Source organism: Enterobacter adelaidei (assembly GCF_041937165.1).
GTDB lineage: Bacteria > Pseudomonadota > Gammaproteobacteria > Enterobacterales > Enterobacteriaceae > Enterobacter > Enterobacter adelaidei.
Genome location: NZ_CP154353.1, coordinates 4,474,737 through 4,497,866, shown reverse-complemented (window position 1 = coordinate 4,497,866; position 23,130 = coordinate 4,474,737). Strand labels below are relative to the sequence as shown.

The 23,130-nt window shown below is 54.2% G+C and carries 18 protein-coding genes, 1 rRNA gene and 1 riboswitch; of the genes, 14 read left to right on the top strand and 5 right to left on the bottom strand.

What is annotated here, in order from left to right; genetic code table 11:
- Positions 1 to 5: 5 nt before the first annotated feature.
- Genes AAHF05_RS21865 through AAHF05_RS21845 form a run of 5 tightly spaced genes read left to right on the top strand, consistent with a single transcriptional unit; the run spans position 6 to position 4,967 of the window.
- Positions 6 to 1,085: a PTS fructose transporter subunit EIIC gene (locus AAHF05_RS21865; RefSeq protein WP_028018101.1), complete on the top strand. Its 1,080-nt coding sequence runs from the start codon at positions 6 to 8 to the stop codon at positions 1,083 to 1,085.
- A gap of 14 nt (positions 1,086 to 1,099) precedes the next feature.
- A complete protein-coding gene (locus tag AAHF05_RS21860) occupies positions 1,100 to 1,420 on the top strand; it encodes a PTS fructose-like transporter subunit IIB (protein WP_129324964.1) in 321 nt (106 codons plus the stop codon).
- Positions 1,421 to 1,472: 52 nt separating this feature from the next.
- Positions 1,473 to 3,767, top strand: a complete 2,295-nt coding sequence (locus AAHF05_RS21855) for a formate C-acetyltransferase (RefSeq protein WP_129324965.1) — start codon at positions 1,473 to 1,475, stop codon at positions 3,765 to 3,767.
- Complete coding sequence (locus AAHF05_RS21850) at positions 3,733 to 4,608, top strand: [formate-C-acetyltransferase]-activating enzyme (RefSeq protein ID WP_374936421.1); 876 nt, start codon at positions 3,733 to 3,735, stop codon at positions 4,606 to 4,608. Before AAHF05_RS21855 ends, AAHF05_RS21850 begins: the two co-directional genes overlap by 35 nt.
- 2 nt (positions 4,609 to 4,610) lie before the next feature.
- Positions 4,611 to 4,967: a PTS fructose-like transporter subunit IIB gene (locus tag AAHF05_RS21845; RefSeq protein ID WP_108091193.1), complete on the top strand. Its 357-nt coding sequence runs from the start codon at positions 4,611 to 4,613 to the stop codon at positions 4,965 to 4,967.
- Here the strand turns inward: AAHF05_RS21845 and AAHF05_RS21840 are convergent.
- The 3 genes from AAHF05_RS21840 to argE form a co-directional block, all read right to left on the bottom strand.
- A complete protein-coding gene (locus AAHF05_RS21840; protein ID WP_129324974.1) occupies positions 4,954 to 5,802 on the bottom strand; it encodes an AraC family transcriptional regulator in 849 nt (282 codons plus the stop codon). The two genes, AAHF05_RS21845 and AAHF05_RS21840, sit on opposite strands and share 14 nt — an antisense overlap.
- 54 nt (positions 5,803 to 5,856) lie before the next feature.
- The gene (gene ppc / locus AAHF05_RS21835) at positions 5,857 to 8,508 is read right to left on the bottom strand and encodes a phosphoenolpyruvate carboxylase (RefSeq protein ID WP_129324966.1); all 2,652 of its coding nucleotides are present in this window, start codon (positions 8,506 to 8,508) and stop codon (positions 5,857 to 5,859) included.
- A 247-nt stretch (positions 8,509 to 8,755) separates the two neighbouring features.
- Positions 8,756 to 9,907: an acetylornithine deacetylase gene (gene argE, locus AAHF05_RS21830; protein ID WP_028018094.1), complete on the bottom strand. Its 1,152-nt coding sequence runs from the start codon at positions 9,905 to 9,907 to the stop codon at positions 8,756 to 8,758.
- A gap of 88 nt (positions 9,908 to 9,995) precedes the next feature.
- Between argE and argC the strand changes: the two genes are divergently transcribed.
- The 4 genes from argC to oxyR all read left to right on the top strand — a co-directional run bounded on the left by argC (position 9,996) and on the right by oxyR (position 14,462).
- A complete protein-coding gene (gene argC, locus AAHF05_RS21825; RefSeq protein WP_108091192.1) occupies positions 9,996 to 11,000 on the top strand; it encodes an N-acetyl-gamma-glutamyl-phosphate reductase in 1,005 nt (334 codons plus the stop codon).
- A 6-nt stretch (positions 11,001 to 11,006) separates the two neighbouring features.
- Positions 11,007 to 11,783, top strand: coding sequence for an acetylglutamate kinase (gene argB, locus AAHF05_RS21820; protein WP_108091191.1), 777 nt, complete (start codon positions 11,007 to 11,009; stop codon positions 11,781 to 11,783).
- A 74-nt stretch (positions 11,784 to 11,857) separates the two neighbouring features.
- Complete coding sequence (argH, locus tag AAHF05_RS21815; protein WP_129324967.1) at positions 11,858 to 13,231, top strand: argininosuccinate lyase; 1,374 nt, start codon at positions 11,858 to 11,860, stop codon at positions 13,229 to 13,231.
- Positions 13,232 to 13,535: 304 nt separating this feature from the next.
- A complete protein-coding gene (oxyR, locus tag AAHF05_RS21810; RefSeq protein WP_028018090.1) occupies positions 13,536 to 14,462 on the top strand; it encodes a DNA-binding transcriptional regulator OxyR in 927 nt (308 codons plus the stop codon).
- On the opposite strand, the gene sthA is transcribed toward oxyR, so the two are convergent.
- The gene (gene sthA / locus AAHF05_RS21805; RefSeq protein ID WP_129324968.1) at positions 14,436 to 15,836 is read right to left on the bottom strand and encodes a Si-specific NAD(P)(+) transhydrogenase; all 1,401 of its coding nucleotides are present in this window, start codon (positions 15,834 to 15,836) and stop codon (positions 14,436 to 14,438) included. The genes oxyR and sthA overlap by 27 nt on opposite strands.
- A 196-nt stretch (positions 15,837 to 16,032) precedes the next feature.
- Here sthA and fabR point away from each other — a divergent pair, with 196 nt between their 5' ends.
- Together fabR and AAHF05_RS21795 are read left to right on the top strand one after the other, a co-directional pair.
- Complete coding sequence (gene fabR / locus AAHF05_RS21800) at positions 16,033 to 16,671, top strand: HTH-type transcriptional repressor FabR (protein ID WP_028018088.1); 639 nt, start codon at positions 16,033 to 16,035, stop codon at positions 16,669 to 16,671.
- Between the two features lie 9 nt (positions 16,672 to 16,680).
- Positions 16,681 to 17,040 (top strand): YijD family membrane protein, encoded by a 360-nt coding sequence (locus AAHF05_RS21795; RefSeq protein WP_008501783.1) that lies wholly within the window; start codon positions 16,681 to 16,683, stop codon positions 17,038 to 17,040.
- A 55-nt stretch (positions 17,041 to 17,095) separates the two neighbouring features.
- Here the strand turns inward: AAHF05_RS21795 and trmA are convergent, their stop codons facing one another.
- Positions 17,096 to 18,196 carry a tRNA (uridine(54)-C5)-methyltransferase TrmA gene (trmA, locus tag AAHF05_RS21790; protein WP_129324969.1) on the bottom strand — a complete coding sequence of 367 codons (1,101 nt, stop codon included), beginning with the start codon at positions 18,194 to 18,196 and terminating at the stop codon, positions 17,096 to 17,098.
- Between the two features lie 104 nt (positions 18,197 to 18,300).
- Positions 18,301 to 18,477, top strand: a riboswitch (cobalamin riboswitch).
- 65 nt (positions 18,478 to 18,542) lie between these two features.
- Between trmA and btuB the strand changes: the two genes are divergently transcribed.
- From btuB to AAHF05_RS21775, 3 genes are all read left to right on the top strand, one after another.
- Entirely contained in the window at positions 18,543 to 20,396 is a 1,854-nt protein-coding gene (gene btuB / locus AAHF05_RS21785; protein WP_028018085.1) for a TonB-dependent vitamin B12 receptor BtuB, read from the top strand.
- Entirely contained in the window at positions 20,341 to 21,192 is an 852-nt protein-coding gene (murI, locus tag AAHF05_RS21780; RefSeq protein ID WP_028018084.1) for a glutamate racemase, read from the top strand. Before btuB ends, murI begins: the two co-directional genes overlap by 56 nt.
- Before the next feature lie 386 nt (positions 21,193 to 21,578).
- Positions 21,579 to 23,118: ribosomal RNA gene (locus AAHF05_RS21775) — 16S ribosomal RNA — on the top strand.
- The last annotated feature ends 12 nt before the right edge of the window (positions 23,119 to 23,130 follow it).

Sequence of the window (23,130 nt, the reverse complement as noted above, 5' to 3'; positions counted from 1 at the left end):
GACATATGAAAGAGTTGGTGCATATTCTCAAGAACACGCGGCAGCATCTGATGACAGGTGTGTCGCACATGATTCCGTTCGTGGTTGCAGGCGGAATTTTGCTGGCGGTTTCAGTCATGTTGTACGGCAAAGGCGCGGTACCGGATGCAGCAACCGATCCCAACCTGAAAAAGCTGTTCGATATCGGCGTGGCCGGGTTAACGCTGATGGTCCCCTTCCTCGCCGCCTATATTGGCTATTCCATTGCTGAGCGTGCCGCGCTGGCACCTTGCGCCATTGCGGCCTGGGTCGGTAATAGCTTCGGTGCGGGTTTCTTCGGCGCCATTATTGCCGGGATACTCGGTGGGATAGTCGTCTGGTATCTGAAGAAACTGCCGGTTCCGAAAGTGCTGCGCTCAGTCATGCCTATCTTCATCATCCCTATCATCGGCACTTTTCTTACCGCGGGCATCATGATGTGGGGCCTGGGTGAGCCTGTCGGGGCGTTGACCACGGGGTTAACTCAGTGGCTGCAAGGCATGCAGCAGGGCAGCATCGTTGTGCTGGCCGTCATCATGGGGCTGATGCTGGCCTTCGATATGGGGGGGCCAATTAACAAAGTGGCCTATGCCTTTATGTTGATTTGTGTTGCCCAGGGCGTCTACACCGTTGTGGCAATCGCAGCGGTGGGTATCTGTGTGCCTCCGCTGGGGTTAGGCCTGGCGACGCTCATTAATCGCAAGAATTTTACTGGTGAAGAGCGTGAAGCGGGTAAAGCGGCACTGGTGATGGGCTGCGTGGGGGTCACCGAAGGAGCGATTCCATTTGCTGCAGCCGATCCTCTGCGCGTGATTCCTTCCATCATGTTGGGCTCGGCGTGCGGTGCAGTGACGGCTGCCGTGATGGGCGCACAATGTTATGCCGGATGGGGCGGGCTTATCGTTCTCCCTGTGGTGGAGGGCAAACTGGGCTACATCGCGGCAGTAGCCGTGGGTGCGGTGGTTACCGCCATCAGCGTTAACGTGCTGAAAAGTATTGCCCGCAAGAATGCAAAACAGGTCGAAGAAAAAGAGGACGACCTGGATCTGGACTTCGAAATTAACTGAATGAGGAAGAGAACATGGCCCGAATTATCGCAGTAACGGCATGCCCGTCAGGCGTTGCGCATACCTATATGGCGGCTGAAGCGCTGGAAAGTGCCGCTAAAGTCAAAGGCTGGGAAGTGAAAGTTGAAACGCAGGGGTCGATAGGCCTTGAGAACGAACTGACGGCTGAGGATATCGCCGCAGCGGATATGGTGATCCTGACTAAAGATATCGGCATCAAATTCGAAGAGCGTTTTGCCGGGAAAACCATCGTGCGCGTCAACATAAGCGACGCGGTAAAGCGTGCTGACGCCATCATGAACAAAATTGATGCCCACCTGACACAAACCGCCTGATGTTCTCCCGCCCTTCGGGGCGGGCTCGTTTTTCCGTTACAGGAGTTACCTCATGACGAATCGTACCCAGCGTCTGAAAGACGCACTCTTTGCTAACCCGCGCGAAATCTCACTTGAGCGTGCTTTGCTCTATACCGCCAGTTATCAGCAGACGGAAGGCGAGCCGGTTATGCTCAGGCGCGCGAAAGCCACGGCGTACATTCTCGACCATGTGAACATCGCCATTCGTGATGAGGAACTGATTGCCGGAAACCGCACTGTTAAACCGCGCGCAGGAATTATGTCCCCTGAGATGGACCCGTACTGGCTGCTTAAGGAGTTGGATCAGTTTGCCACACGACCCCAGGATCGCTTCGACATTAGCGACGAGGATAAGCGGATCTACCGTGAAGTGCTGTATCCCTGGTGGGAAAAACGGTCGATGAAAGATTTCATCAACAGCCAGATGACGGATGAAGTGAAAGCCGCCGTGGGGACACAGATTTTTAGCGTCAATCAGACGGATAAAGGGCAGGGGCATATCATCATTGATTACCCACGCCTGCTGAATAATGGTCTGGGTGCGCTGGTAGAGGAAATGCGTGAACACTGCACCCGCGATACGGAGAACACCTTCTATGCTGCGGCGCTGATTCTGCTTGAAGCCTCGCAGCGCCACATTCTGCGCTATGCAGTGCTGGCTGAAGACGTCGCTGCCATCAGCCATGGCTCTCGACGCGAGGAATTACTCAAGATTGCGGAAAACTCTCGTCATAACGTTCAGCATAAACCGCAAACGTTCTGGCAGGCGTGTCAGTTATTCTGGTACATGAACGTTATTTTACAGTACGAATCTAACGCCAGCTCGCTCTCCATCGGGCGCTTTGATCAGTATATGTTGCCGTTTTATCAGGCTTCGCTCTCGCAAGGTGACGATCCTTCGTTTCTGAAAGAACTTCTGGAATCACTGTGGGTGAAGTGCAATGACGTGGTGTTATTACGTTCGACCAGCAGCGCACGTTATTTTGCCGGATTTCCGACGGGATATACTGCACTGCTGGGCGGCCTGACGGAGAGTGGTCGCAGTGCGGTGAATGTGCTTTCCTTCCTGTGCCTGGATGCCTACCAGAGCGTTCAGCTTCCGCAGCCCAACCTTGGCGTGCGAGTGAACGAACTTATTGACCGACCTTTCCTGCTCAAAACTGCAGAGACGATCCGCCTGGGAACCGGTATTCCGCAGATATTTAACGATGAAGTGGTGGTGCCAGTTTTCCTGAATCGTGGTGTGTCACTTGAAGATGCACGTGATTACGCTGTTGTCGGCTGCGTTGAACTATCCATTCCGGGTAAAACCTACGGCCTTCACGATATCGCGATGTTTAACCTGCTGAAAGTCATGGAAATCGCGATGCAGGAGAACGAAGGTAATGCGGATCTCAGTTATGAAGAGTTGCTGAGGCATATTCGCGCCAAAATTAATCACTACATTGCGCTGATGGTCGAGGGGAGCAATATCTGCGATATCGGCCACCGCGACTGGGCGCCCGTGCCGCTTCTCTCTTCGTTTATCAGTGATTGCCTGGTTACGGGGAGAGATATTACCGACGGCGGTGCACGCTATAACTTCTCTGGCGTGCAGGGGATAGGGATAGCGAATCTGAGTGACTCATTGCATGCTCTGAAAGGGCTGGTTTTTGAACAGCAACGCTTAAGTTTTGATGAGCTATTAGCCGTGTTAAAAGCCAATTTTGCCACCCCTGAAGGCGAGAAAGTGCGTGCAAGGCTGATCAACCGCTTCGAAAAATACGGCAATGATATTGATGATGTCGACAATATCAGCGCTGAATTGCTGCGCCATTACTGTAAAGAGGTCGAAAAATACCGCAACCCGCGTGGTGGGCAATTTACCCCCGGTTCATATACCGTGTCGGCACACGTACCGCTGGGCGCAGTCGTGGGTGCCACACCGGATGGTCGCCTGGCAGGTGAGCAGCTGGCAGACGGTGGGCTCTCTCCTATGCTCGGGCAAGATATGCAGGGCCCGACGGCGGTACTGAAATCGGTGAGTAAGCTGGATAACTATTTATTATCTAACGGTACACTTCTGAACGTTAAATTCACGCCTGCGACGCTGGAAGGCGATGCCGGGCTGCAAAAGCTGGCTGATTTTCTGCGCGCGTTCACCCAGCTTAAACTGCAACATATCCAGTTCAACGTCGTTAACGCGGACACGCTACGCGAAGCACAGCAGCGCCCACAGGATTTTGCCGGGTTGGTCGTCCGGGTTGCCGGATACAGCGCCTTCTTTGTTGAGTTATCGAAGGAGATCCAGGATGACATTATCCGTCGCACAGCACATCAGCTGTGACGAGGTTGAAACGCGCGCCAATGCGGCGCGTATTTTCAACATTCAGCGCTATTCGTTGAATGATGGGCGTGGCATTCGTACGGTAGTGTTTTTTAAAGGTTGTCCTCACCGCTGCCCCTGGTGTGCTAATCCTGAGTCGATCTCACCGAAAATCGAGACAGTGCGCCGCGTGAGCAAATGTTTGCACTGTAGCCCCTGTCTGCGGGATGCTAATGAGTGCCCTTCTGGCGCGTTCGAGCATATTGGAAGAGACGTTACGCTCGATGTGCTCGAACGTGAGGTAATGAAAGACGATGTGTTCTTCCGTTCTTCGGGTGGTGGCGTCACCCTCTCCGGAGGGGAAGTGTTGATGCAGGCACCTTTTGCGACACTGCTTTTGCAGAGGCTGCGTCGATATGGCGTGCATACAGCCATCGAAACGGCAGGAGATGCGCCTTTATCTCGCTTACTGCCACTGGCGCACCAGCGTGATGAAGTGCTGTTTGATTTGAAAATAATGGATACGGAGCAGGCGCGTTCAGTGGTAGCAATGAATCTGCCCAGAGTGCTCGATAATTTTATGCAACTGGTGGCTGACGGAGTAAATGTGATCCCTCGCGTACCGCTTATTCCGGGTTTTACGCTCAATGAAACGAACATGGCTCGCGTGCTGGCGTTTCTGTTACCTTCTGGAATACGGCAACTGCATTTACTGCCGTTCCATCAGTACGGGGAACCAAAGTATCGTCTCCTTGGTCAGGAGTGGGGGATGCGGCAAGTGGTTCCGCCAACAGAAAGTGAGGTTGCGGCGATGCGTCAAATGGCTGAGCGTGAAGGTTTCCATGTCACCGTAGGAGGTTAAGTATGGCAGTGATAACGGAACGTCATCTGGTGGCGGTGACCGCTTGTGTCAGTGGCGTTGCACATACCTATATGGCGGCGGAACGGCTTGAAAAACTCTGCCAGCACGAGAAGTGGAGCGTTCACATTGAGACGCAGGGAGCTCTGGGCGTTGAAAACGAGCTCACAGATGACGATATTCGTCGCGCCGATGTTGTTCTACTGATCGCGGATATCGAACTGGCTGGCAGTGAACGCTTCGAACATACCCGCTATGTGAAGTGCGGGATTAACGCTTTTTTACGTGACCCGCAAAGGGTGATGGGAGCGGTGCGTAAAATGTTTTCCGCACCGCAGCATACTCAGCTCATTCTGGACTAGCCACTTTCCCTGTTAGCTGGCTGTGATACTGGCGACGGTATTCTGACGGGGAACGCTCTGTGTTTTTACGGAACAACCGGCAGAAATAGTTACTGTCAACAAACCCGCAGGCATGTGCCACCTCTTTCACTTTTAAATCATACCCTTTCAGCAACTGACGCGCGTGTTCCAGCCGGGTATGCGTCAGGTATTCATTGAAACCCACTGCACCTGTTTTCTGGAAGAGATGCGACAGATAGTTGGGGGAGATATAAAACGCCTGCGCCACGGATTCACGGGTTAGCGGCGCGGCGTAGTGCTCGTCAATATAGACCCGAATCGCTTCAAACAGAGCCTGACTACGCGAGGCGGTTTGGATCTGGCTGCCCAGCAGGTCGACGCAGTGGCTAAGCAGGCTGGCGATAATCAGCCGCGCGGTTTGCTGCTCATGCGGCTGCATCTGCATTTCATGGAGCGTTTGCAGCAGGAATGAGCCAATACGAGGACCTCTGCGGGCAACATGCCGTTTTGCCAGGTTACGGACTTCAACGCCATCCCAGTGCAGGAGGCTAAAACCAAGTTGTTGTTTGCCAAACAGAATGCTCAACGTCGTTGCGGGCTTTTGCCATTGCGGATCATTCCAGCCGCCAGCAGGAACGTATAAAACATCACCCTGCTGTAAAACGGAAGCAGCCAGGTCTTTCACCGAACCTTCGAGCACGATCTCCAGACGAGGAAAATCGACCTGCAAGGCAAGTGCGGGAACGGAGGATGTTGAGTTTGCAAAATGCACCTGACGTAGCGGCAACGTGCCGTTTATCAGGTCAGCCAGGATGTGGGTGATATCGTGGTGCATGATGTGAATACCGAGGTATTGCCCGGCAAGCGCAGCGCTGCCGGGCATAAAGCATTAGCCGGTGTTACGCATACCTGCCGCAACGCCTGCAATCGTCACCATCAGCGCCTGTTCAACGCGTGGATCCGGCTCTTTACCTTCTTCTTCCGCCAGACGCGAACGGTGCAGCAGTTCTGCCTGCAGGACGTTCAACGGGTCGGTATAGATGTTACGTAGCTGAATAGACTCGGCAATCCACGGCAGGTCCGCCATCAGGTGTGAGTCGTTGGCGATATCCAGCACCACTTTGATGTCACCTTCCAGCAGTTCGCGCAGCTCTTTACCCAGTGCCCACAGCTCAGGTTTCACCAGGCGCTGATCGTAGTATTCCGCCAGCCACAGGTCAGCTTTCGAGAAGACCATCTCCAGCATACCCAGGCGGGTTGAGAAGAATGGCCAGTCGCGACACATAGCTTCCAGCTCGCTCTGTTTGCCATCTTCTACCACTTTCTGCAGCGCGGCACCGGCACCCAGCCAGGCTGGCAGCATCAAACGGTTCTGCGTCCAGGCGAAGATCCACGGGATAGCACGCAGGGATTCTACGCCACCGGTTGGGCGACGCTTCGCAGGACGTGAGCCCAGCGGCAGTTTACCCAGTTCCTGCTCAGGCGTCGCTGAACGGAAGTAAGGTACGAAGTCTTTGTTTTCACGCACGTAGCCGCGGTACAGATCGCAGGAGATATCTGACAGCTCGTCCATAATATGACACCAGGACGCTTTTGGCTCCGGCGGCGGTAGCAAGTTCGCTTCCAGAATAGCGCTGGTGTAAAGCGACAGGCTGCTGATAGTGACTTCTGGCAGACCGTACTTGAAGCGGATCATCTCGCCCTGTTCGGTCACGCGCAGGCCGCCTTTCAGACTTCCCGGCGGTTGTGACAGCAGTGCGGCATGAGCAGGTGCACCGCCACGGCCAATGGAACCGCCGCGTCCGTGGAACAGGGTCAGCTCAATACCGGCTTTCTCACAGGTTTTAATCAGTGCATCTTGCGCCTGGTACTGGGCCCAGGATGCTGCCATTACGCCCGCATCTTTTGCGGAGTCGGAATAGCCGATCATGACCATCTGTTTACCCTGAATAAAGCCACGATACCAGTCGATGTTCAGCAACTGGGTCATGACATCATTGGCATTGTTCAGGTCATCGAGGGTTTCAAACAGCGGCGCGACCGGCAGGGCGTAGTCGATACCGGCTTCTTTCAGCAGGAGATGAACGGCCAGCACGTCGGACGGCGTTTTTGCCATGGAGATCACATAGGCCGCCACCGATCCTTTCGGCGCATCAACGATCGCTTTACAGGTGTTGAGAACTTCGCGGGTGTCGTTGCTTGGCTCCCAGTTGCGAGGCAGCAGAGGACGTTTGGAGTTCAGTTCGCGGATCAGGAAGGCTTGCTTGTCGGCTTCGGACCAGCTTTCATAGTCGCCGATGCCGAGATAACGGGTCAGTTCGCCCAGAGCTTCGGTATGACGGGTGCTCTCCTGACGCACATCGATACGCACCAGCGGTACGCCAAAACACTTCACGCGGCGCAGGGTATCAAGCAACTCACCGTTCGCGATGATGCCCATCCCACAGGCCTGCAGAGATTTATAACAGGCGTACAGCGGGTCCCAGAGCTGTTCGTTCTGGCTCAGAAGACCTTCGGGTTTTGGCAGGCGCTGGCCTTTAAGTCGTGCTTCCAGCCAGGCCTGAGTAGCCATCAGCTGACTGCGCAGTTTTTTCATCAGGAAACGATACGGCTCGCTGGCACCTTCTTCACCAGCCAGCTCGCGCAGTTCCGGTGTTGCTTCAACCATCGACAGTTCGGAGATCAGCACCTGAATGTCTTTCAGGAACAGGTCGGTGGCCTTCCAGCGGCTCAGCAACAGGACATGACGGGTGATCTCTGCGGTCACGTTCGGGTTGCCGTCGCGGTCTCCGCCCATCCAGGAGGTGAAGCGCACTGGCACAAAATCCACCGGCAGGCGGTAACCCAGGTTCTCTTCCAGCTGTTCGTTCAGCTCGCGCAGGTAGTTAGGAACCCCTTCCCACAGGCTGTTTTCTACCACCGCAAAGCCCCATTTGGCTTCATCAACCGGGCTTGGGCGATGCTTACGAATTTCATCGGTGTGCCAGGATTGGGCAATCAGCTGGCGCAGGCGGCGCATCAGCTGGTTGCGCTCGTAGTCAGCGATGTCTTTGTTATCCAACTGCTTCAGGCAGTTGTTCACTTCCACCATTTTGTGGATCAGGGTACGACGGGTGATTTCGGTTGGGTGCGCGGTCAGTACCAGCTCCAGCGAAAGGGACTCCACCGCTTTTTTGATGGTGTCTTCGTTGAGGCCTGGCTGATCTTTAAGTTTACGAAGCGTACGGGCAATGACTTCCGGGTTGCTGGCAGCTTCGCCATTTGGCGAAATGCTGTGGTATTGCTCAGCGGTGTTTGCCAGGTTAAGGAACTGGCTGAATGCGCGTGCAACGGGTAACAGCTCATCGTTAGAGAGGTTCTGCAACGTGGTTAGCAGCTCCTGACGATTGGCCTCATTACCTGCACGAGAAGATTTCGATAGCTTGCGGATGGTTTCAACACGGTCGAGGATGTTCTCCCCCAACGCATCTTTGATGGTATCTCCAAGCACTTTGCCGAGCATACTGACATTACTACGCAACGCGGAATATTGTTCGTTCATAAAAACCCAGTCACCCCATCATTTTTGTTTATGCCCAGTCGAAAATCTTCTGGACATTATTTTGTCATCTCCCTTTATAAAGCCACGTAAAACCCCCGTCGTCAATTGCTGCGAAAACGGTTCAGCAAACGAATAAATGTGGGTAATTTACGAAATTTAATTCGCTTCGCGTCAGATAAGTGATGCTTATGGGAATGTGACGGAGATCGCGGGATTTTCCCCTCCCTGAAGGGAGGGGGGAACGTCATTAATGCCAGCAGAAGTGATGCACAACCTGAGTAATCAGTTCGCGGGTTGGCTTGATAAAGCGAGTTTCCAGATACTCATCCGGCTGGTGGGCCTGGTTGATGGAGCCAGGGCCAAGGACCAGCGTCGGGCAGAGCGTTTGAATAAACGGCGCTTCGGTGCAGTAGTTCACCACATCGGTTTTCTCGCCGAGCAGTTTTTCCACCACGTCGACCAACTGGTGATCCGGCGGGCACTCATAGCCCGGAATTGGCGGATGAAGATCGGAAACCGTCAGACGACCAGGCCAGCGTTCACTCACCGGTGCCAAAGCTTCTGTCAGTAATCCGTTCAGATCGCTCAGCGTCATACCCGGCAGCGGGCGGATATCCATGTGCAGCTCGCAACAGGCGCAGATACGGTTGGAGGCATCGCCGCCGTGAAGGCTGCCGAGGTTCAGCGTCGGATAAGGAACGGTGAACGAATCATGGTGATAGCGCTCTTTCAGGGAATCACGCAGCTGCATGATGTGGCCGATGGCATCGTGCATCAGCTCAATGGCGTTCACCCCACGCGCGGGATCGCTGGAGTGGCCGGACTGGCCCAGCACACGTACTGCCGTCGAGATATGGCCTTTGTGCGCGCGAATCGGTTGCAGAGACGTTGGCTCGCCGATAATGGCGCAATCCGGGCGAATCGACGTGTTTTCAGAAAAGTAGCGAGCGCCCGCCATGCTGGTTTCTTCATCGGCGGTCGCCAGAATGTAGAGCGGTTTTTTCAGTTTCGTCACGTCGACGTCACGCAGCGCGTCGAGGATAAAGGCGAAGAATCCTTTCATGTCGGCGGTGCCCAGACCGTAGAGCTTGTTGTCATGTTCGGTCAGGGTGAACGGATCGCGCGTCCAGCGGCCGTCGTCAAACGGTACGGTGTCAGTATGACCGGCCAGCAGCAGGCCGCCCGCACCGGTTCCGGTGCTGGCGAGCAGGTTAAATTTGTGGCGGGTTCCGGGGACGGGCTGAACCTCAACGTTAAACCCAAGATCGCTAAACCAACCCGCCAGCAGATTGATTAAAGACTCATTGCTCTGATCCAGCGCTTCTTCGGTTGCACTGATGGACGGTGTGGCAATCAGGGCGCGGTAGATCTCGATAAATGGCGGTAAGTTCATTTTCATTGTTGACACACCTTAGGTCGTGATAGTATCAATATTCATGCAATAAATGTGAATAAAAATACATTAACGTTGAGCATAAAGGAACCCGATGTTGAATACGCTGATTGTAGGCGCTAGCGGTTATGCGGGCGCAGAGCTTGTAAGCTACGTGAATCGCCATCCACATATGACCATAACCGCTTTGACCGTGTCAGCGCAAAGCAATGATGCAGGAAAGTTAATTTCTGATTTGCATCCGCAACTTAAGGGCATTGTTGATCTGCCGTTGCAGCCAATGTCTGACATCAGTGAGTTCACCGAAGGCGTCGACGTGGTGTTTTTGGCCACTGCGCACGAAGTCAGCCACGACCTGGCACCGCAATTTCTGGCGGCCGGTTGTGTGGTGTTCGACCTCTCTGGCGCGTTCCGTGTTAACGATGGCGCGTTCTATGAAAAATATTACGGTTTTACCCATCAGCACCCGGATCTGCTTGAAAAAGCGGTGTATGGCCTGGCAGAGTGGAGCGCAGATAAACTGAAAGAAGCGGATCTGATTGCCGTACCGGGCTGCTATCCAACGGCGGCGCAGCTTTCTCTTAAGCCTTTGATCGACGCGGGCCTGCTGGATCTGAACCAGTGGCCGGTGATCAATGCCACCAGCGGCGTGAGCGGTGCAGGGCGCAAGGCCGCAATCTCCAACAGCTTCTGCGAAGTGAGCCTTCAGCCGTATGGCGTGTTTAATCACCGTCATCACCCTGAAATTACCACCCATCTGGGCGCGGAGGTGATTTTCACCCCGCACCTGGGCAGCTTCCCGCGTGGGATCCTCGAAACTATTACCTGCCGCCTGAAACCGGGCGTAACCAAAGAACAGGTGAACGAGGTCTTCACTCAGGCATACGCGGATAAACCGCTGGTGCGTTTGTACGATAAAGGCGTCCCGGCGCTGAAAAACGTGGTCGGTCTGCCGTTCTGCGATATCGGCTTTGCTGTGCAGGGCGAACACCTGATTGTGGTCGCCGCAGAAGATAACTTACTCAAAGGCGCTGCCGCTCAGGCCATGCAGTGCGCAAATATTCGTTTCGGCTTCCCTGAAACGCAGGCTCTTATTTAAGGTGTGATGATGAACCCATTAATTATCAAACTCGGTGGTGTACTGCTGGACAGCGAAGAAGCGCTGGAGCGTCTTTTTACCGCGCTGGTTAACTATCGCGAATCGCACCAACGTCCGCTGGTGATTGTTCACGGTGGCGGCTGCGTGGTGGATGAGCTGATGAAAGGGCTCAACCTGCCGGTGAAAAAGAAAAATGGTCTGCGCGTTACACCTGCCGATCAGATTGACATCATCACCGGTGCGCTGGCGGGGACGGCGAACAAAACGCTACTGGCATGGGCGAAGAAACACCATATTGCTTCCGTTGGCCTCTACCTGGGCGATGGCGATAGCGTAAAAGTGACTCAGCTCGACGAAGAACTCGGTCATGTTGGACTGGCGCAGCCAGGTTCGCCTAAGCTGATTAACACGTTGCTGGACGGTGGTTTCCTGCCGGTGGTCAGTTCTATCGGTGTCACCGAAGAGGGTGAGCTGATGAACGTGAATGCGGACCAGGCGGCAACGGCACTGGCGGCAACGCTGGGCGCAGACCTGATCCTGCTTTCCGACGTGAGCGGTATTCTGGACGGCAAAGGTCAGCGCATTGCGGAAATGACGGCGGCGAAAGCCGAGCAGCTGATTGCGCAGGGCATTATTACCGACGGTATGATCGTCAAAGTGAATGCCGCACTGGATGCTGCGCGCACGCTCGGTCGTCCGGTCGATATCGCCTCCTGGCGTCACGCGGAGCAACTCCCGGCGCTGTTTAACGGCACGCCGATTGGCACGCGTATTTTAGCGTAAGTTTTTATTGAATGACCGTAGGCCGGGTAAGCGTAGCGCCACCCGGCGGAACTAACGAATAAAGGAACGATGTTATGGCACTTTGGGGTGGGCGTTTTACACAGGCAGCGGATCAGCGGTTCAAACAGTTCAACGACTCTTTGCGCTTCGACTACCGCCTGGCCGAACAGGATATTGTCGGCTCTGTGGCCTGGTCCAAAGCGCTGGTGACAGTTGGCGTACTGACCGCAGAGGAACAGCAGCAGCTGGAAGAAGCGCTGAACAACCTGCTGGAAGAAGTGCGCCTGAACCCGGATCAAATTCTCCAGAGTGATGCCGAAGACATTCACAGCTGGGTAGAAGGCAAACTGATCGATAAAGTCGGTCAGTTGGGTAAGAAGCTGCACACTGGCCGTAGCCGTAACGACCAGGTCGCAACCGATCTGAAGCTGTGGTGTAAAGATACCGTTGGCGAACTGCTGGCCGCTAACCGTCAACTGCAGAGTGCGCTGGTGGAAACCGCTCAGAATAACCAGGACGCGGTCATGCCGGGTTACACCCATCTGCAGCGTGCGCAGCCAGTGACGTTTGCGCACTGGTGCCTGGCCTATGTCGAGATGCTGGCGCGTGATGAAAGCCGTCTGCAGGATACTCTGAAACGTCTGGACGTGAGTCCGCTGGGTAGCGGCGCGCTGGCCGGTACGGCGTATGAAATTGACCGTGAACAGCTGGCAGGCTGGTTGGGCTTTGCCTCTGCCACCCGTAACAGCCTGGACAGCGTGTCTGACCGTGACCACGTGCTGGAACTGCTCTCAAATGCTTCTATCGGCATGGTTCACCTGTCGCGTTTCGCAGAAGACCTGATCTTCTTCAACTCCGGTGAGGCCGGGTTTGTCGAGTTGTCTGACCGTGTGACTTCAGGTTCTTCCCTGATGCCGCAGAAGAAAAACCCGGATGCGCTGGAGCTTATCCGCGGCAAGTGTGGCCGCGTCCAGGGCGCGCTGACCGGCATGATGATGACCCTGAAAGGGCTGCCGCTGGCGTATAACAAAGATATGCAGGAAGACAAAGAAGGGCTGTTCGACGCGCTCGACACCTGGCTGGACTGTCTGCATATGGGCGCACTGGTGCTGGATGGTATTCAGGTGAAACGCCCGCGTTGCCAGGAAGCGGCGCAGCAGGGGTATGCAAACTCCACTGAGCTGGCGGATTACCTCGTTGCGAAAGGCGTACCGTTCCGTGAAGCGCACCATATTGTGGGCGAAGCGGTAGTGGAAGCGATTCGCCAGGGTAAACCGCTGGAAGATCTGGCGCTTGCCGAGCTGCAGAAGTTCAGTGCGGTTATCGGGGATGATGTTTATCCGATTCTGGCATTACAGTCTTGCCTGGATAAGCGTGCGGCGAAAGGCGGCGTGTCACCTAAGCAGGTCGCGCAGGCGATTGCGGATGCGAAAAACCGCTTAGTTTAAACTGTGCGGGCGGGTGCCCTCACCCCGGCCCTCTCCCACGGGGAGTGGGAGAAAAACGGAGCCTGGCTTAACGCCAGGCTTTTTTACGCAAAAAAAAAGCGGACCACGGGGTCCGCAAAAGTTCACGTTGGCTTTAGTTGTTCGAGTTTTGAGAGAAACTCGCTGACGGAGCGGGGTCGTTTTGGGTCAAACACGTGCCGCCTCGTCTATGTGGTGTATTATTCAACAGAATGCTTGATAGGGATAATCGTTCGTTGCTATGCTATCTATCGCCATGAACTATCGTGGCGACGGAGGATGAATAATGAATATTCGTGATCTTGAATACCTGGTAGCGTTAGCCGAGCACCGTCATTTTCGCCGCGCGGCAGATTCCTGCCACGTCAGCCAGCCTACACTGAGCGGTCAGATCCGCAAGCTGGAGGATGAGCTGGGTGTGATGCTGCTGGAGCGCACCAGTCGTAAGGTACTGTTCACCCAGGCAGGTCTTTTGCTGGTTGATCAGGCGCGCACCGTGCTGCGCGAGGTCAAAGTGCTCAAGGAAATGGCAAGCCAGCAGGGGGAAACGATGTCAGGCCCACTGCATATTGGCCTGATCCCAACCGTTGGCCCGTACCTGTTGCCGCACATCATTCCGATGCTGCACCAGACGTTCCCGAAACTTGAAATGTACCTGCATGAAGCGCAGACCCATCAGCTGCTGGCGCAGTTAGATAGCGGTAAGCTCGACTGTGCCATTCTGGCGCTGGTCAAAGAGAGCGAAGCCTTTATTGAGGTGCCGCTATTTGATGAGCCGATGATGCTGGCGATCTATCAAGATCACCCGTGGGCGAACCGCGATCGCGTGCCGATGGCCGATCTGGCCGGCGAGAAGCTGCTGATGCTGGAAGATGGCCACTGCCTGCGCGATCAGGCGATGGGTTTTTGCTTTGAAGCGGGTGCTGATGAAGATACCCATTTCCGCGCAACCAGCCTGGAAACGCTGCGTAATATGGTGGCTGCGGGAAGTGGTATTACACTGCTGCCTGCGCTGGCCGTACCTCGTGAACGCACGCGAGATGGCGTGGTGTACCTGCCGTGCATTAAGCCAGAGCCGCGCCGTACGATTGGCCTGGTTTATCGCCCTGGTTCGCCGCTGCGCAGCCGCTATGAGCAGCTGGCAGAGGCCATCCGGAGTTCAATGGATGGCCATTTTGACAGCGCGTTAAAACAGGCGGTTCAGACCGTTTAGTGCCGCTACCCGATAGGCTTCTGCCATGGTCGGGTAGTTAAAGGTGGTGTTAACGAAGTACTCGATGGTGTTACCACCCCCTTTTTGCTCCATTATCGCCTGGCCGATATGAATGATTTCCGCCGCGCGTTCACCAAAGCAGTGAATACCGAGGATCTCTTTGGTCTCGCGATGGAAAAGGATCTTCAGCGTTCCCACGCTCATCCCCACGATTTGCGCCCGCGCCAGATGTTTAAACTGGGCGCGACCCACCTCGTAAGGCACCTTCATTGACGTCAGCTGCTGCTCGGTTTTCCCGACAGAACTGATTTCCGGGATGGTATAGATGCCCGTCGGAATATCTTCGATCAGGTGCGCCGTCGCTTCGCCTTTTACCAGCGCCTGTGCGGCAATGCGTCCCTGGTCGTAAGCGGCTGAGGCCAGGCTTGGGTAGCCAATCACGTCGCCGACCGCGTAAACGTGCGGCAGGGCGGTCTGGTACATACTGTTGACCTTCAGCTGACCACGGCTGTCGGTTTCAAGCCCGATATTTTCCAGCTGCAGTGAATCGGTGTTGCCGGTACGACCGTTGGCGTACAGCAGGCAGTCTGCTTTCAGCTTCTTACCTGACTTCAGGTGCATGATCACCCCGTCGTCACAGCCCTCAATCTTCTCGTACTCTTCGTTGTGGCGAATCACCACGCCGCTGTTCCAGAAGTGGTAGGAGAGGGAGTCCGACATCTCCTGATCGAGGAATGCCAGGAGGCGGTCACGGGTGTTGATCAGGTCAACTTTGACGTCCATTCCACGGAAGATCGACGCATATTCGCAGCCAATCACCCCAGCGCCATAGATAATCACGTGGCGTGGTTCGTGGTGCAGGCTGAGGATGGAGTCACTGTCGTAGATGCGTGGGTGCGAGAAATCTACATCGGCCGGGTGGTACGGGCGTGAGCCGCAGGCAATAACGAATTTTTCAGCGGTGATGGTTTCAACCGAACCGTCGTGGCATTCGAGCGCCAGGGTGTGCTCATCAACAAAATGCGCGTTACCCTGCAAAATTTCACAGTGGTTACGCTCATAAAACCCCTGACGCATACGTGTCTGCTGGTTAATGACGGTATCCGCGTGATTCAGGATGTCGGCAAAGGATGAACGAAGAAGTCGGGAGTGGTCGCTGTAGAGAGGGTTCTGGTTAAATTCGATAATGCGGCTAACGGCGTGGCGGAGGGCTTTCGAAGGGATGGTGCCCCAGTGGGTGCAACCGCCGCCAACATTATGGTAGCGCTCAATGACCGCTACTCGGGCTCCCTGTTTCACCAGACCCATAGCAGCACCTTCGCCGCCGGGGCCGGAACCAATAACTATTGCGTCGTAATCGTAGGAATGTGGCATGGCAAGGCTTACCTGTTCTTATACATAAAAGCAACAGAATCATAACATCATTGCCAGAGTAACCCAATTATCGTTGTGCTTTTTTCGGGCAGTGAAGCACAAACCGCGCGTAAACAATCATTCACAAAGCCAGGCAAACAGATTAATTTTATTCTCTGGTATAGTGCCATCAGGCCTTTGGAAGGATTCAACTATCGTGATGGGCGTAAGAGCACAACAAAAAGAGAAAACCCGGCGTTCGCTGGTGGAAGCCGCATTCAGTCAACTGAGTGCCGAGCGTAGTTTTGCCAGTTTGAGCCTGCGTGAAGTTGCGCGCGAGGCCGGGATTGCGCCAACGTCCTTCTATCGTCACTTCCGTGATGTGGATGAACTGGGTCTGACCATGGTCGACGAAAGTGGTCTGATGCTGCGCCAGCTCATGCGCCAGGCGCGTCAGCGTATCGCAAAAGGCGGCAGCGTGATCCGCACCTCCGTGTCGACCTTTATGGAATTTATCGGCAATAACCCCAACGCGTTTCGTCTGCTTCTGCGCGAGCGTTCCGGAACCTCTGCGGCGTTTCGTGCTGCCGTCGCGCGTGAAATTCAGCATTTCATCGCGGAACTTGCCGACTATCTTGAACTCGAAAACCATATGCCGCGTGCGTTTACTGAAGCACAGGCTGAGGCGATGGTGACGATTGTTTTCAGCGCGGGTGCCGAAGCGCTGGATATCAGCATTGAACAACGCAAGCAGCTCGAAGAGCGACTGGTATTACAGCTTCGCATGATTTCTAAAGGTGCGTACTACTGGTATCGCCGTGAACAAGAGAAACTGGCACATCAAACCGAAGAGTGAAGGTGAGTAATGAAACAGTCAGGTCAGGATAAAGGGACGCTGTTGCTGGCATTGATCGCTGGCTTATCCATAAATGGTACGTTTGCCGCTATTTTTAGCTCAATCGTACCCTTTTCGATTTTCCCGCTAATTGCACTGGTGCTGACGGTTTACTGTCTGCATCAACGTTACCTGAACCGCACCATGCCGGTCGGGTTACCGGGGCTGGCTGCTGCCTGCTTTATTCTGGGTGTGTTGCTGTATAGCACGGTAGTGCGTGCCGAGTACCCGGATATCGGCTCTAACTTCTTCCCTGCGGTACTGTCTGTGGCGCTGGTGTTCTGGATTGGCTCGCGCATGCGTAGCCGTAAAAGCCAGTTACCAGAGTAATGAATTATGTGTTGGGCAGGTAAGCGAAGCGCCACCTGCCAAAAACGCCAGATAATTACTTCGCCGTGAGCAGTACACCGCACTCCATATGGTGCGTATACGGGAACTGATCGAACAGTGCCAGACGTTCAACGTTGTGCGTCTGGCTTAATGTTTCGAGGTTCTTGCACAGCGTCTCCGGATTACAGGAGATGTACAAAATACGCGGGTACGTCTGCACCATCTTCTCCGTTTCGCTGTCCAGGCCACTGCGCGGCGGATCGACAAAAATCGTCTCGCACTGGTAGCTCTTCAGATCGATCCCTTCCAGGCGGTTAAACTGACGTACGCCGTTCATGGCCTGCGTGAACTCTTCTGCGGCCATACGAACGATCTGCACGTTGTCGATATGATTAGCCGCGATGTTGTACTGTGCCGCAGCAACCGATGGTTTGGCGATTTCTGTGGCCAGCACGCGCTCGAAGTTACGCGCCAGCGCCAGCGAGAAGTTGCCGTTACCGCAGTACAGCTCAAGCAGATCGCCCGTCGACCCTTCCGTCGCCTTCAGCGCCCACTCCAGCATCTGCACGTTCATCGCGGCGTTCGGCTGGGTGAAGCTGTTCTCTACCTGACGATACACCATCTCTTTACCCGCCACCGGCAGACGCTCGTCGATGTAATCCTGATCCAGCATGATTTTGGTTTTGGTAGCACGGCCAATCAGATGAACATTGATGTTCTGCGCGCGCAGCGCATCGCGCAGGGCTTCTGCCTGCTCGCGCCACTCGTCATTCAGCGCTTTGTGATACAGCAGAGAGACAATCGCCTGGTTACTTTGGGTAGTCAGGTAGTCAATCTGGAACAGCTTATTGCGCAGCACTGGGTTGGTGCGCACACCGTCCATAATGAGGGTCATGAGCTGGTTAATCAGCTCGCTTGCCGCCGGAAAACTGTCTACGCGGATACGGGATTTTGTCTGCTGATCAAAAATGATGTGGTACAGGTCGTCACCGTCGTGCCAGATGCGGAACTCGGCGCGCATGCGGTAGTGGCTGACAGGAGAGCGGAACACCTCGGGAACGGGCGCGTTGAAAGGCGTCATCATACTTTGCAGGCGGACAACTTTCTCTGCCAGCTGCGCGTCGTACTGTTCTGTCGGGAGGTGTTCTGGGGTCATGATGCGTCCTGAGTGATAAAGAATTACGCGGGGATTGTAGGCATTGTTCAGGGGATGTCCAGATTTAATGGCCAATAGCTGTCTGGACATCTATACGTGTCTAATTGTAGCATTCTGTTTCCGGTCTCCTGAGAGTGAAAAGGGAATCCAGTGTAAATCTGGAGCTGACGCGCAGCGGTAAAGACTGGCGGGATGAGCGTTGTAGACACTGTGAAAATGGGAAGTCTTCATCCTTCTAAAGCCACCTAGCCCGAAGACCTGCCGGGATCACGTCGCATTTGGTTTCATCATCGCGTGCTATAGATGAATCCTGCGGCATCCTTCTTATATTGTGGATGCTTTAACAATGATTAAAAAAGTATCGCTGCTGACGGCGTTGTCCGTCACGGCATTTTCGGGCTGGGCGCAGGATAGCGCAGACTCGTTGGTGGTGACTGCAAACCGTTTTGAACAACCGGCAAAAACCGTTCTGGCTCCGACATCTGTTGTGACGCGTGAAGATATTGAACGCTGGCAGGCAAAGAGTGTGGTGGAAATCATGTCACGTCTGCCTGGCGTGGATATCGCGCAAAGCGGTGGAATGGGCTCGAACTCTTCGACTTTTATTCGCGGAACGGAATCTCGCCATGTGCTGGTGCTGATTGACGGTATTCCTTTGAATAACGCCGGGATCAGCAACGTTCCCGACCTGAGCCAGATCCCGACTTCCCTGATTCAGCGTATTGAATACATTCGTGGCCCACGTTCGGCCCTGTATGGTTCTGACGCGATTGGCGGTGTGATCAACATCATTACCGGACGCGATAAACCGGGCGCGGAAATTTCTGCAGGTGTGGGGTCTAAGGGTTACCAAACCTATGATGGCTCTTTCCAGCAGGTTCTTGATAAAACCAGGATCACGATGGCGGGTAACTATACCTATACCCGTGGTTTTGATATTGCAGCCCAGGACGCACCGCGTCAGCCTGACCGCGATGGCTTTATGAGCAAGTCACTGTACGGCTCTGTGGAACAGCAGATTACCGACAGCGTGAGCGGCTTCTTCCGTGGTTTTGGTTATGACAACCGCACTGCGTATGACGGTTACGATCACTATGACGCCAACTTTATGGTGGATGGGCGACCGGATACTCGCCAGCTCTACAGCCAGAACTGGGATACGGGACTACGTTACAACCAGGGGATTTTCCAGTCGCAACTGGTGGCAGGTTATGGGCGCAGTAAAGATCAGAACTATGACCCGAAGAAAGGGCGCTATGCTGATTCCGCAACGATGGATGATGTGAAGCAGTACACCACCCAGTGGCTCAATACTGTTGAAGTCGGTCATGGCAACATTGGTGCTGGTCTGGACTGGCAAAAGCAGAAGACGCAGGCCGGAACGGGCTACCTGGATAAAGGTTACGAGCAGCGTAATACCGGCGTGTTCGTTTCAGCGATGCAGCAGTTCAACAGCGTGACGCTGGAAGCGGCGGCGCGTAATGACGACAACTCCAACTTTGGTAACCATGGAACATGGCAAACCAGCGCAGCGTGGGAGTTTGTGGATGGTTATCGCGTGATAGCCTCCTACGGTACCGCATTTAAAGCGCCTACGATGAGTCAGATCCACAGTGCGAACTATGGTAATCCGGACCTTAAACCGGAAGAGAGTAAGCAGTGGGAAGGAGGTTTTGAAGGCCTGACGGGACCGGTTAACTGGCGTATTACAGGTTATCGTAATGATATTGATAATCTGATCAGCAGCGACCCGCATACGTACCGCTACTACAACGTTGATGAAGCGCGTATCAAAGGCGTGGAAGCCACGGCGCAGTTTGACACTGGCCCGGTAGGCCATCAGATTTCTTACGATTATGTTGACCCACGTAATGCGAAAACCAACGAAGTCCTGGCTCGCCGCTCTAAGCAGCAGGTTAAGTATCAGCTTGACTGGCAGGTCTGGGATCTCGACTGGAATCTGGCGTACCGTTATCTGGGAACTCGTTACGACGTTGCGATCGATCCGAATACCTATGCGTCAGAACGTGTGAAAATGGGTGGCGTAAGTTTGTGGGATATCGCAGTTTCATATCCTGTCACCTCTCACCTCACAGTTCGTGGTAAAATAGCCAATCTGTTCGATAAAGATTACGAGACAGTTTATGGCTATCAAACTGCAGGACGGGAATACACCTTGTCTGGCAGCTACACCTTCTGATCCGCGTCCCACTGTACTGGTGTTTGATTCCGGCGTTGGTGGGCTTTCGGTCTATGATGAGATTCGGCATCTCCTGCCGAATCTCCATTACATCTACGCTTTTGATAACGTCGCTTTTCCGTACGGGGAAAAAAGCGAAGAGTTTATTGTTGAGCGTGTGGTTGAAATTGTTACCGCGGTACAAAAGCGTTACCCCCTTGCGCTGGCGGTCATCGCCTGCAATACGGCGAGTACGGTTTCCCTTCCTGCCTTGCGTGAAAAATTCCAGTTCCCGGTTGTGGGCGTCGTTCCTGCAATAAAGCCAGCCGCGCGTCTGACGGCGAACGGTATCGTTGGTTTGCTGGCAACACGTGGCACCGTGAAGCGTCCTTATACGCGTGAACTGATCGACCGCTTTGCTAATGAATGCCAGATAGCAATGCTCGGATCGGCGGAGCTTGTCGAAATGGCTGAAGCGAAGTTGCATGGACACGCTGTTTCGCTGGAAGAGCTGCGCCGCATTTTGCGCCCGTGGTTGCGGATGCCGGAGCCACCAGACACCGTTGTTCTGGGATGTACCCATTTCCCTCTTTTACAGGAAGAGCTTCTGGCTGTTCTGCCAGAGGGGACACGTCTGGTGGATTCCGGTGCGGCCATTGCGCGTCGTACTGCCTGGCTGTTGGAACATGAAGCGCCAGATGCAAAATCTACCGATGCAAATATCGCTTTTTGTATGGCGATCACAAAAGAAACTGAACAACTTTTGCCCGTTTTACATCGTTACGGCTTTGAAACGCTCGAAAAACTGGCGTTGTAGCACGGTTTTGAGCAAAAAAGAGGCGGTTGAAAGTTTTTTTCAAAAGAGGGGTTGTCAACGTCTGAGAACTCCCTATAATGCGCCTCCACTGACACGGAACAACGGCTTACAAGCCGCCGGGTTAGCGGGGTTCAGAGATGAACACCAACAGAGAAAAGTGAAAATAATCGCTTGACTCTGAATGAGGAAAACGTAATATACGGGACCTCGCAACGGTGAGCTGAAAGCCGCGTTGCAACTGCTCTTTAACAATTTATCAGACAATCTGTGTGGGCACTCAAAGTGACATGGATTCTTAACGTCCTCGGACGATAAATGAATACCAAGTCTCAACGAGTGAACACGTAATTCATTACGAAGTTTAATTCATTGAGCATCAAACTTTTAAATTGAAGAGTTTGATCATGGCTCAGATTGAACGCTGGCGGCAGGCCTAACACATGCAAGTCGAGCGGTAGCACAGAGAGCTTGCTCTCGGGTGACGAGCGGCGGACGGGTGAGTAATGTCTGGGAAACTGCCTGATGGAGGGGGATAACTACTGGAAACGGTAGCTAATACCGCATAACGTCGCAAGACCAAAGAGGGGGACCTTCGGGCCTCTTGCCATCAGATGTGCCCAGATGGGATTAGCTAGTAGGTGGGGTAACGGCTCACCTAGGCGACGATCCCTAGCTGGTCTGAGAGGATGACCAGCCACACTGGAACTGAGACACGGTCCAGACTCCTACGGGAGGCAGCAGTGGGGAATATTGCACAATGGGCGCAAGCCTGATGCAGCCATGCCGCGTGTATGAAGAAGGCCTTCGGGTTGTAAAGTACTTTCAGCGGGGAGGAAGGTGCTGAGGTTAATAACCTCAGCAATTGACGTTACCCGCAGAAGAAGCACCGGCTAACTCCGTGCCAGCAGCCGCGGTAATACGGAGGGTGCAAGCGTTAATCGGAATTACTGGGCGTAAAGCGCACGCAGGCGGTCTGTCAAGTCGGATGTGAAATCCCCGGGCTCAACCTGGGAACTGCATTCGAAACTGGCAGGCTAGAGTCTTGTAGAGGGGGGTAGAATTCCAGGTGTAGCGGTGAAATGCGTAGAGATCTGGAGGAATACCGGTGGCGAAGGCGGCCCCCTGGACAAAGACTGACGCTCAGGTGCGAAAGCGTGGGGAGCAAACAGGATTAGATACCCTGGTAGTCCACGCCGTAAACGATGTCGATTTGGAGGTTGTTCCCTTGAGGAGTGGCTTCCGGAGCTAACGCGTTAAATCGACCGCCTGGGGAGTACGGCCGCAAGGTTAAAACTCAAATGAATTGACGGGGGCCCGCACAAGCGGTGGAGCATGTGGTTTAATTCGATGCAACGCGAAGAACCTTACCTACTCTTGACATCCAGAGAACTTTCCAGAGATGGATTGGTGCCTTCGGGAGCTCTGAGACAGGTGCTGCATGGCTGTCGTCAGCTCGTGTTGTGAAATGTTGGGTTAAGTCCCGCAACGAGCGCAACCCTTATCCTTTGTTGCCAGCGGTCCGGCCGGGAACTCAAAGGAGACTGCCAGTGATAAACTGGAGGAAGGTGGGGATGACGTCAAGTCATCATGGCCCTTACGAGTAGGGCTACACACGTGCTACAATGGCGCATACAAAGAGAAGCGACCTCGCGAGAGCAAGCGGACCTCATAAAGTGCGTCGTAGTCCGGATTGGAGTCTGCAACTCGACTCCATGAAGTCGGAATCGCTAGTAATCGTAGATCAGAATGCTACGGTGAATACGTTCCCGGGCCTTGTACACACCGCCCGTCACACCATGGGAGTGGGTTGCAAAAGAAGTAGGTAGCTTAACCTTCGGGAGGGCGCTTACCACTTTGTGATTCATGACTGGGGTGAAGTCGTAACAAGGTAACCGTAGGGGAACCTGCGGTTGGATCACCTCCTTACCTTAAAGAACC

Coding starts and splice junctions, on each gene's coding strand:
- trmA (WP_129324969.1), bottom strand. CDS start 18,196: ATGACCCCAGAACACCTCCCGACAGAACAGTACGACGCGCAGCTGGCA.
- murI (WP_028018084.1), top strand. CDS start 20,341: ATGGCTATCAAACTGCAGGACGGGAATACACCTTGTCTGGCAGCTACA.
- AAHF05_RS21850 (WP_374936421.1), top strand. CDS start 3,733: ATGACATTATCCGTCGCACAGCACATCAGCTGTGACGAGGTTGAAACG.
- AAHF05_RS21845 (WP_108091193.1), top strand. CDS start 4,611: ATGGCAGTGATAACGGAACGTCATCTGGTGGCGGTGACCGCTTGTGTC.
- argE (WP_028018094.1), bottom strand. CDS start 9,907: ATGAAAATGAACTTACCGCCATTTATCGAGATCTACCGCGCCCTGATT.
- AAHF05_RS21860 (WP_129324964.1), top strand. CDS start 1,100: ATGGCCCGAATTATCGCAGTAACGGCATGCCCGTCAGGCGTTGCGCAT.
- AAHF05_RS21855 (WP_129324965.1), top strand. CDS start 1,473: ATGACGAATCGTACCCAGCGTCTGAAAGACGCACTCTTTGCTAACCCG.
- AAHF05_RS21865 (WP_028018101.1), top strand. CDS start 6: ATGAAAGAGTTGGTGCATATTCTCAAGAACACGCGGCAGCATCTGATG.
- sthA (WP_129324968.1), bottom strand. CDS start 15,836: ATGCCACATTCCTACGATTACGACGCAATAGTTATTGGTTCCGGCCCC.
- argH (WP_129324967.1), top strand. CDS start 11,858: ATGGCACTTTGGGGTGGGCGTTTTACACAGGCAGCGGATCAGCGGTTC.
- argB (WP_108091191.1), top strand. CDS start 11,007: ATGATGAACCCATTAATTATCAAACTCGGTGGTGTACTGCTGGACAGC.
- ppc (WP_129324966.1), bottom strand. CDS start 8,508: ATGAACGAACAATATTCCGCGTTGCGTAGTAATGTCAGTATGCTCGGC.
- oxyR (WP_028018090.1), top strand. CDS start 13,536: ATGAATATTCGTGATCTTGAATACCTGGTAGCGTTAGCCGAGCACCGT.
- btuB (WP_028018085.1), top strand. CDS start 18,543: ATGATTAAAAAAGTATCGCTGCTGACGGCGTTGTCCGTCACGGCATTT.
- argC (WP_108091192.1), top strand. CDS start 9,996: ATGTTGAATACGCTGATTGTAGGCGCTAGCGGTTATGCGGGCGCAGAG.
- AAHF05_RS21840 (WP_129324974.1), bottom strand. CDS start 5,802: ATGCACCACGATATCACCCACATCCTGGCTGACCTGATAAACGGCACG.
- AAHF05_RS21795 (WP_008501783.1), top strand. CDS start 16,681: ATGAAACAGTCAGGTCAGGATAAAGGGACGCTGTTGCTGGCATTGATC.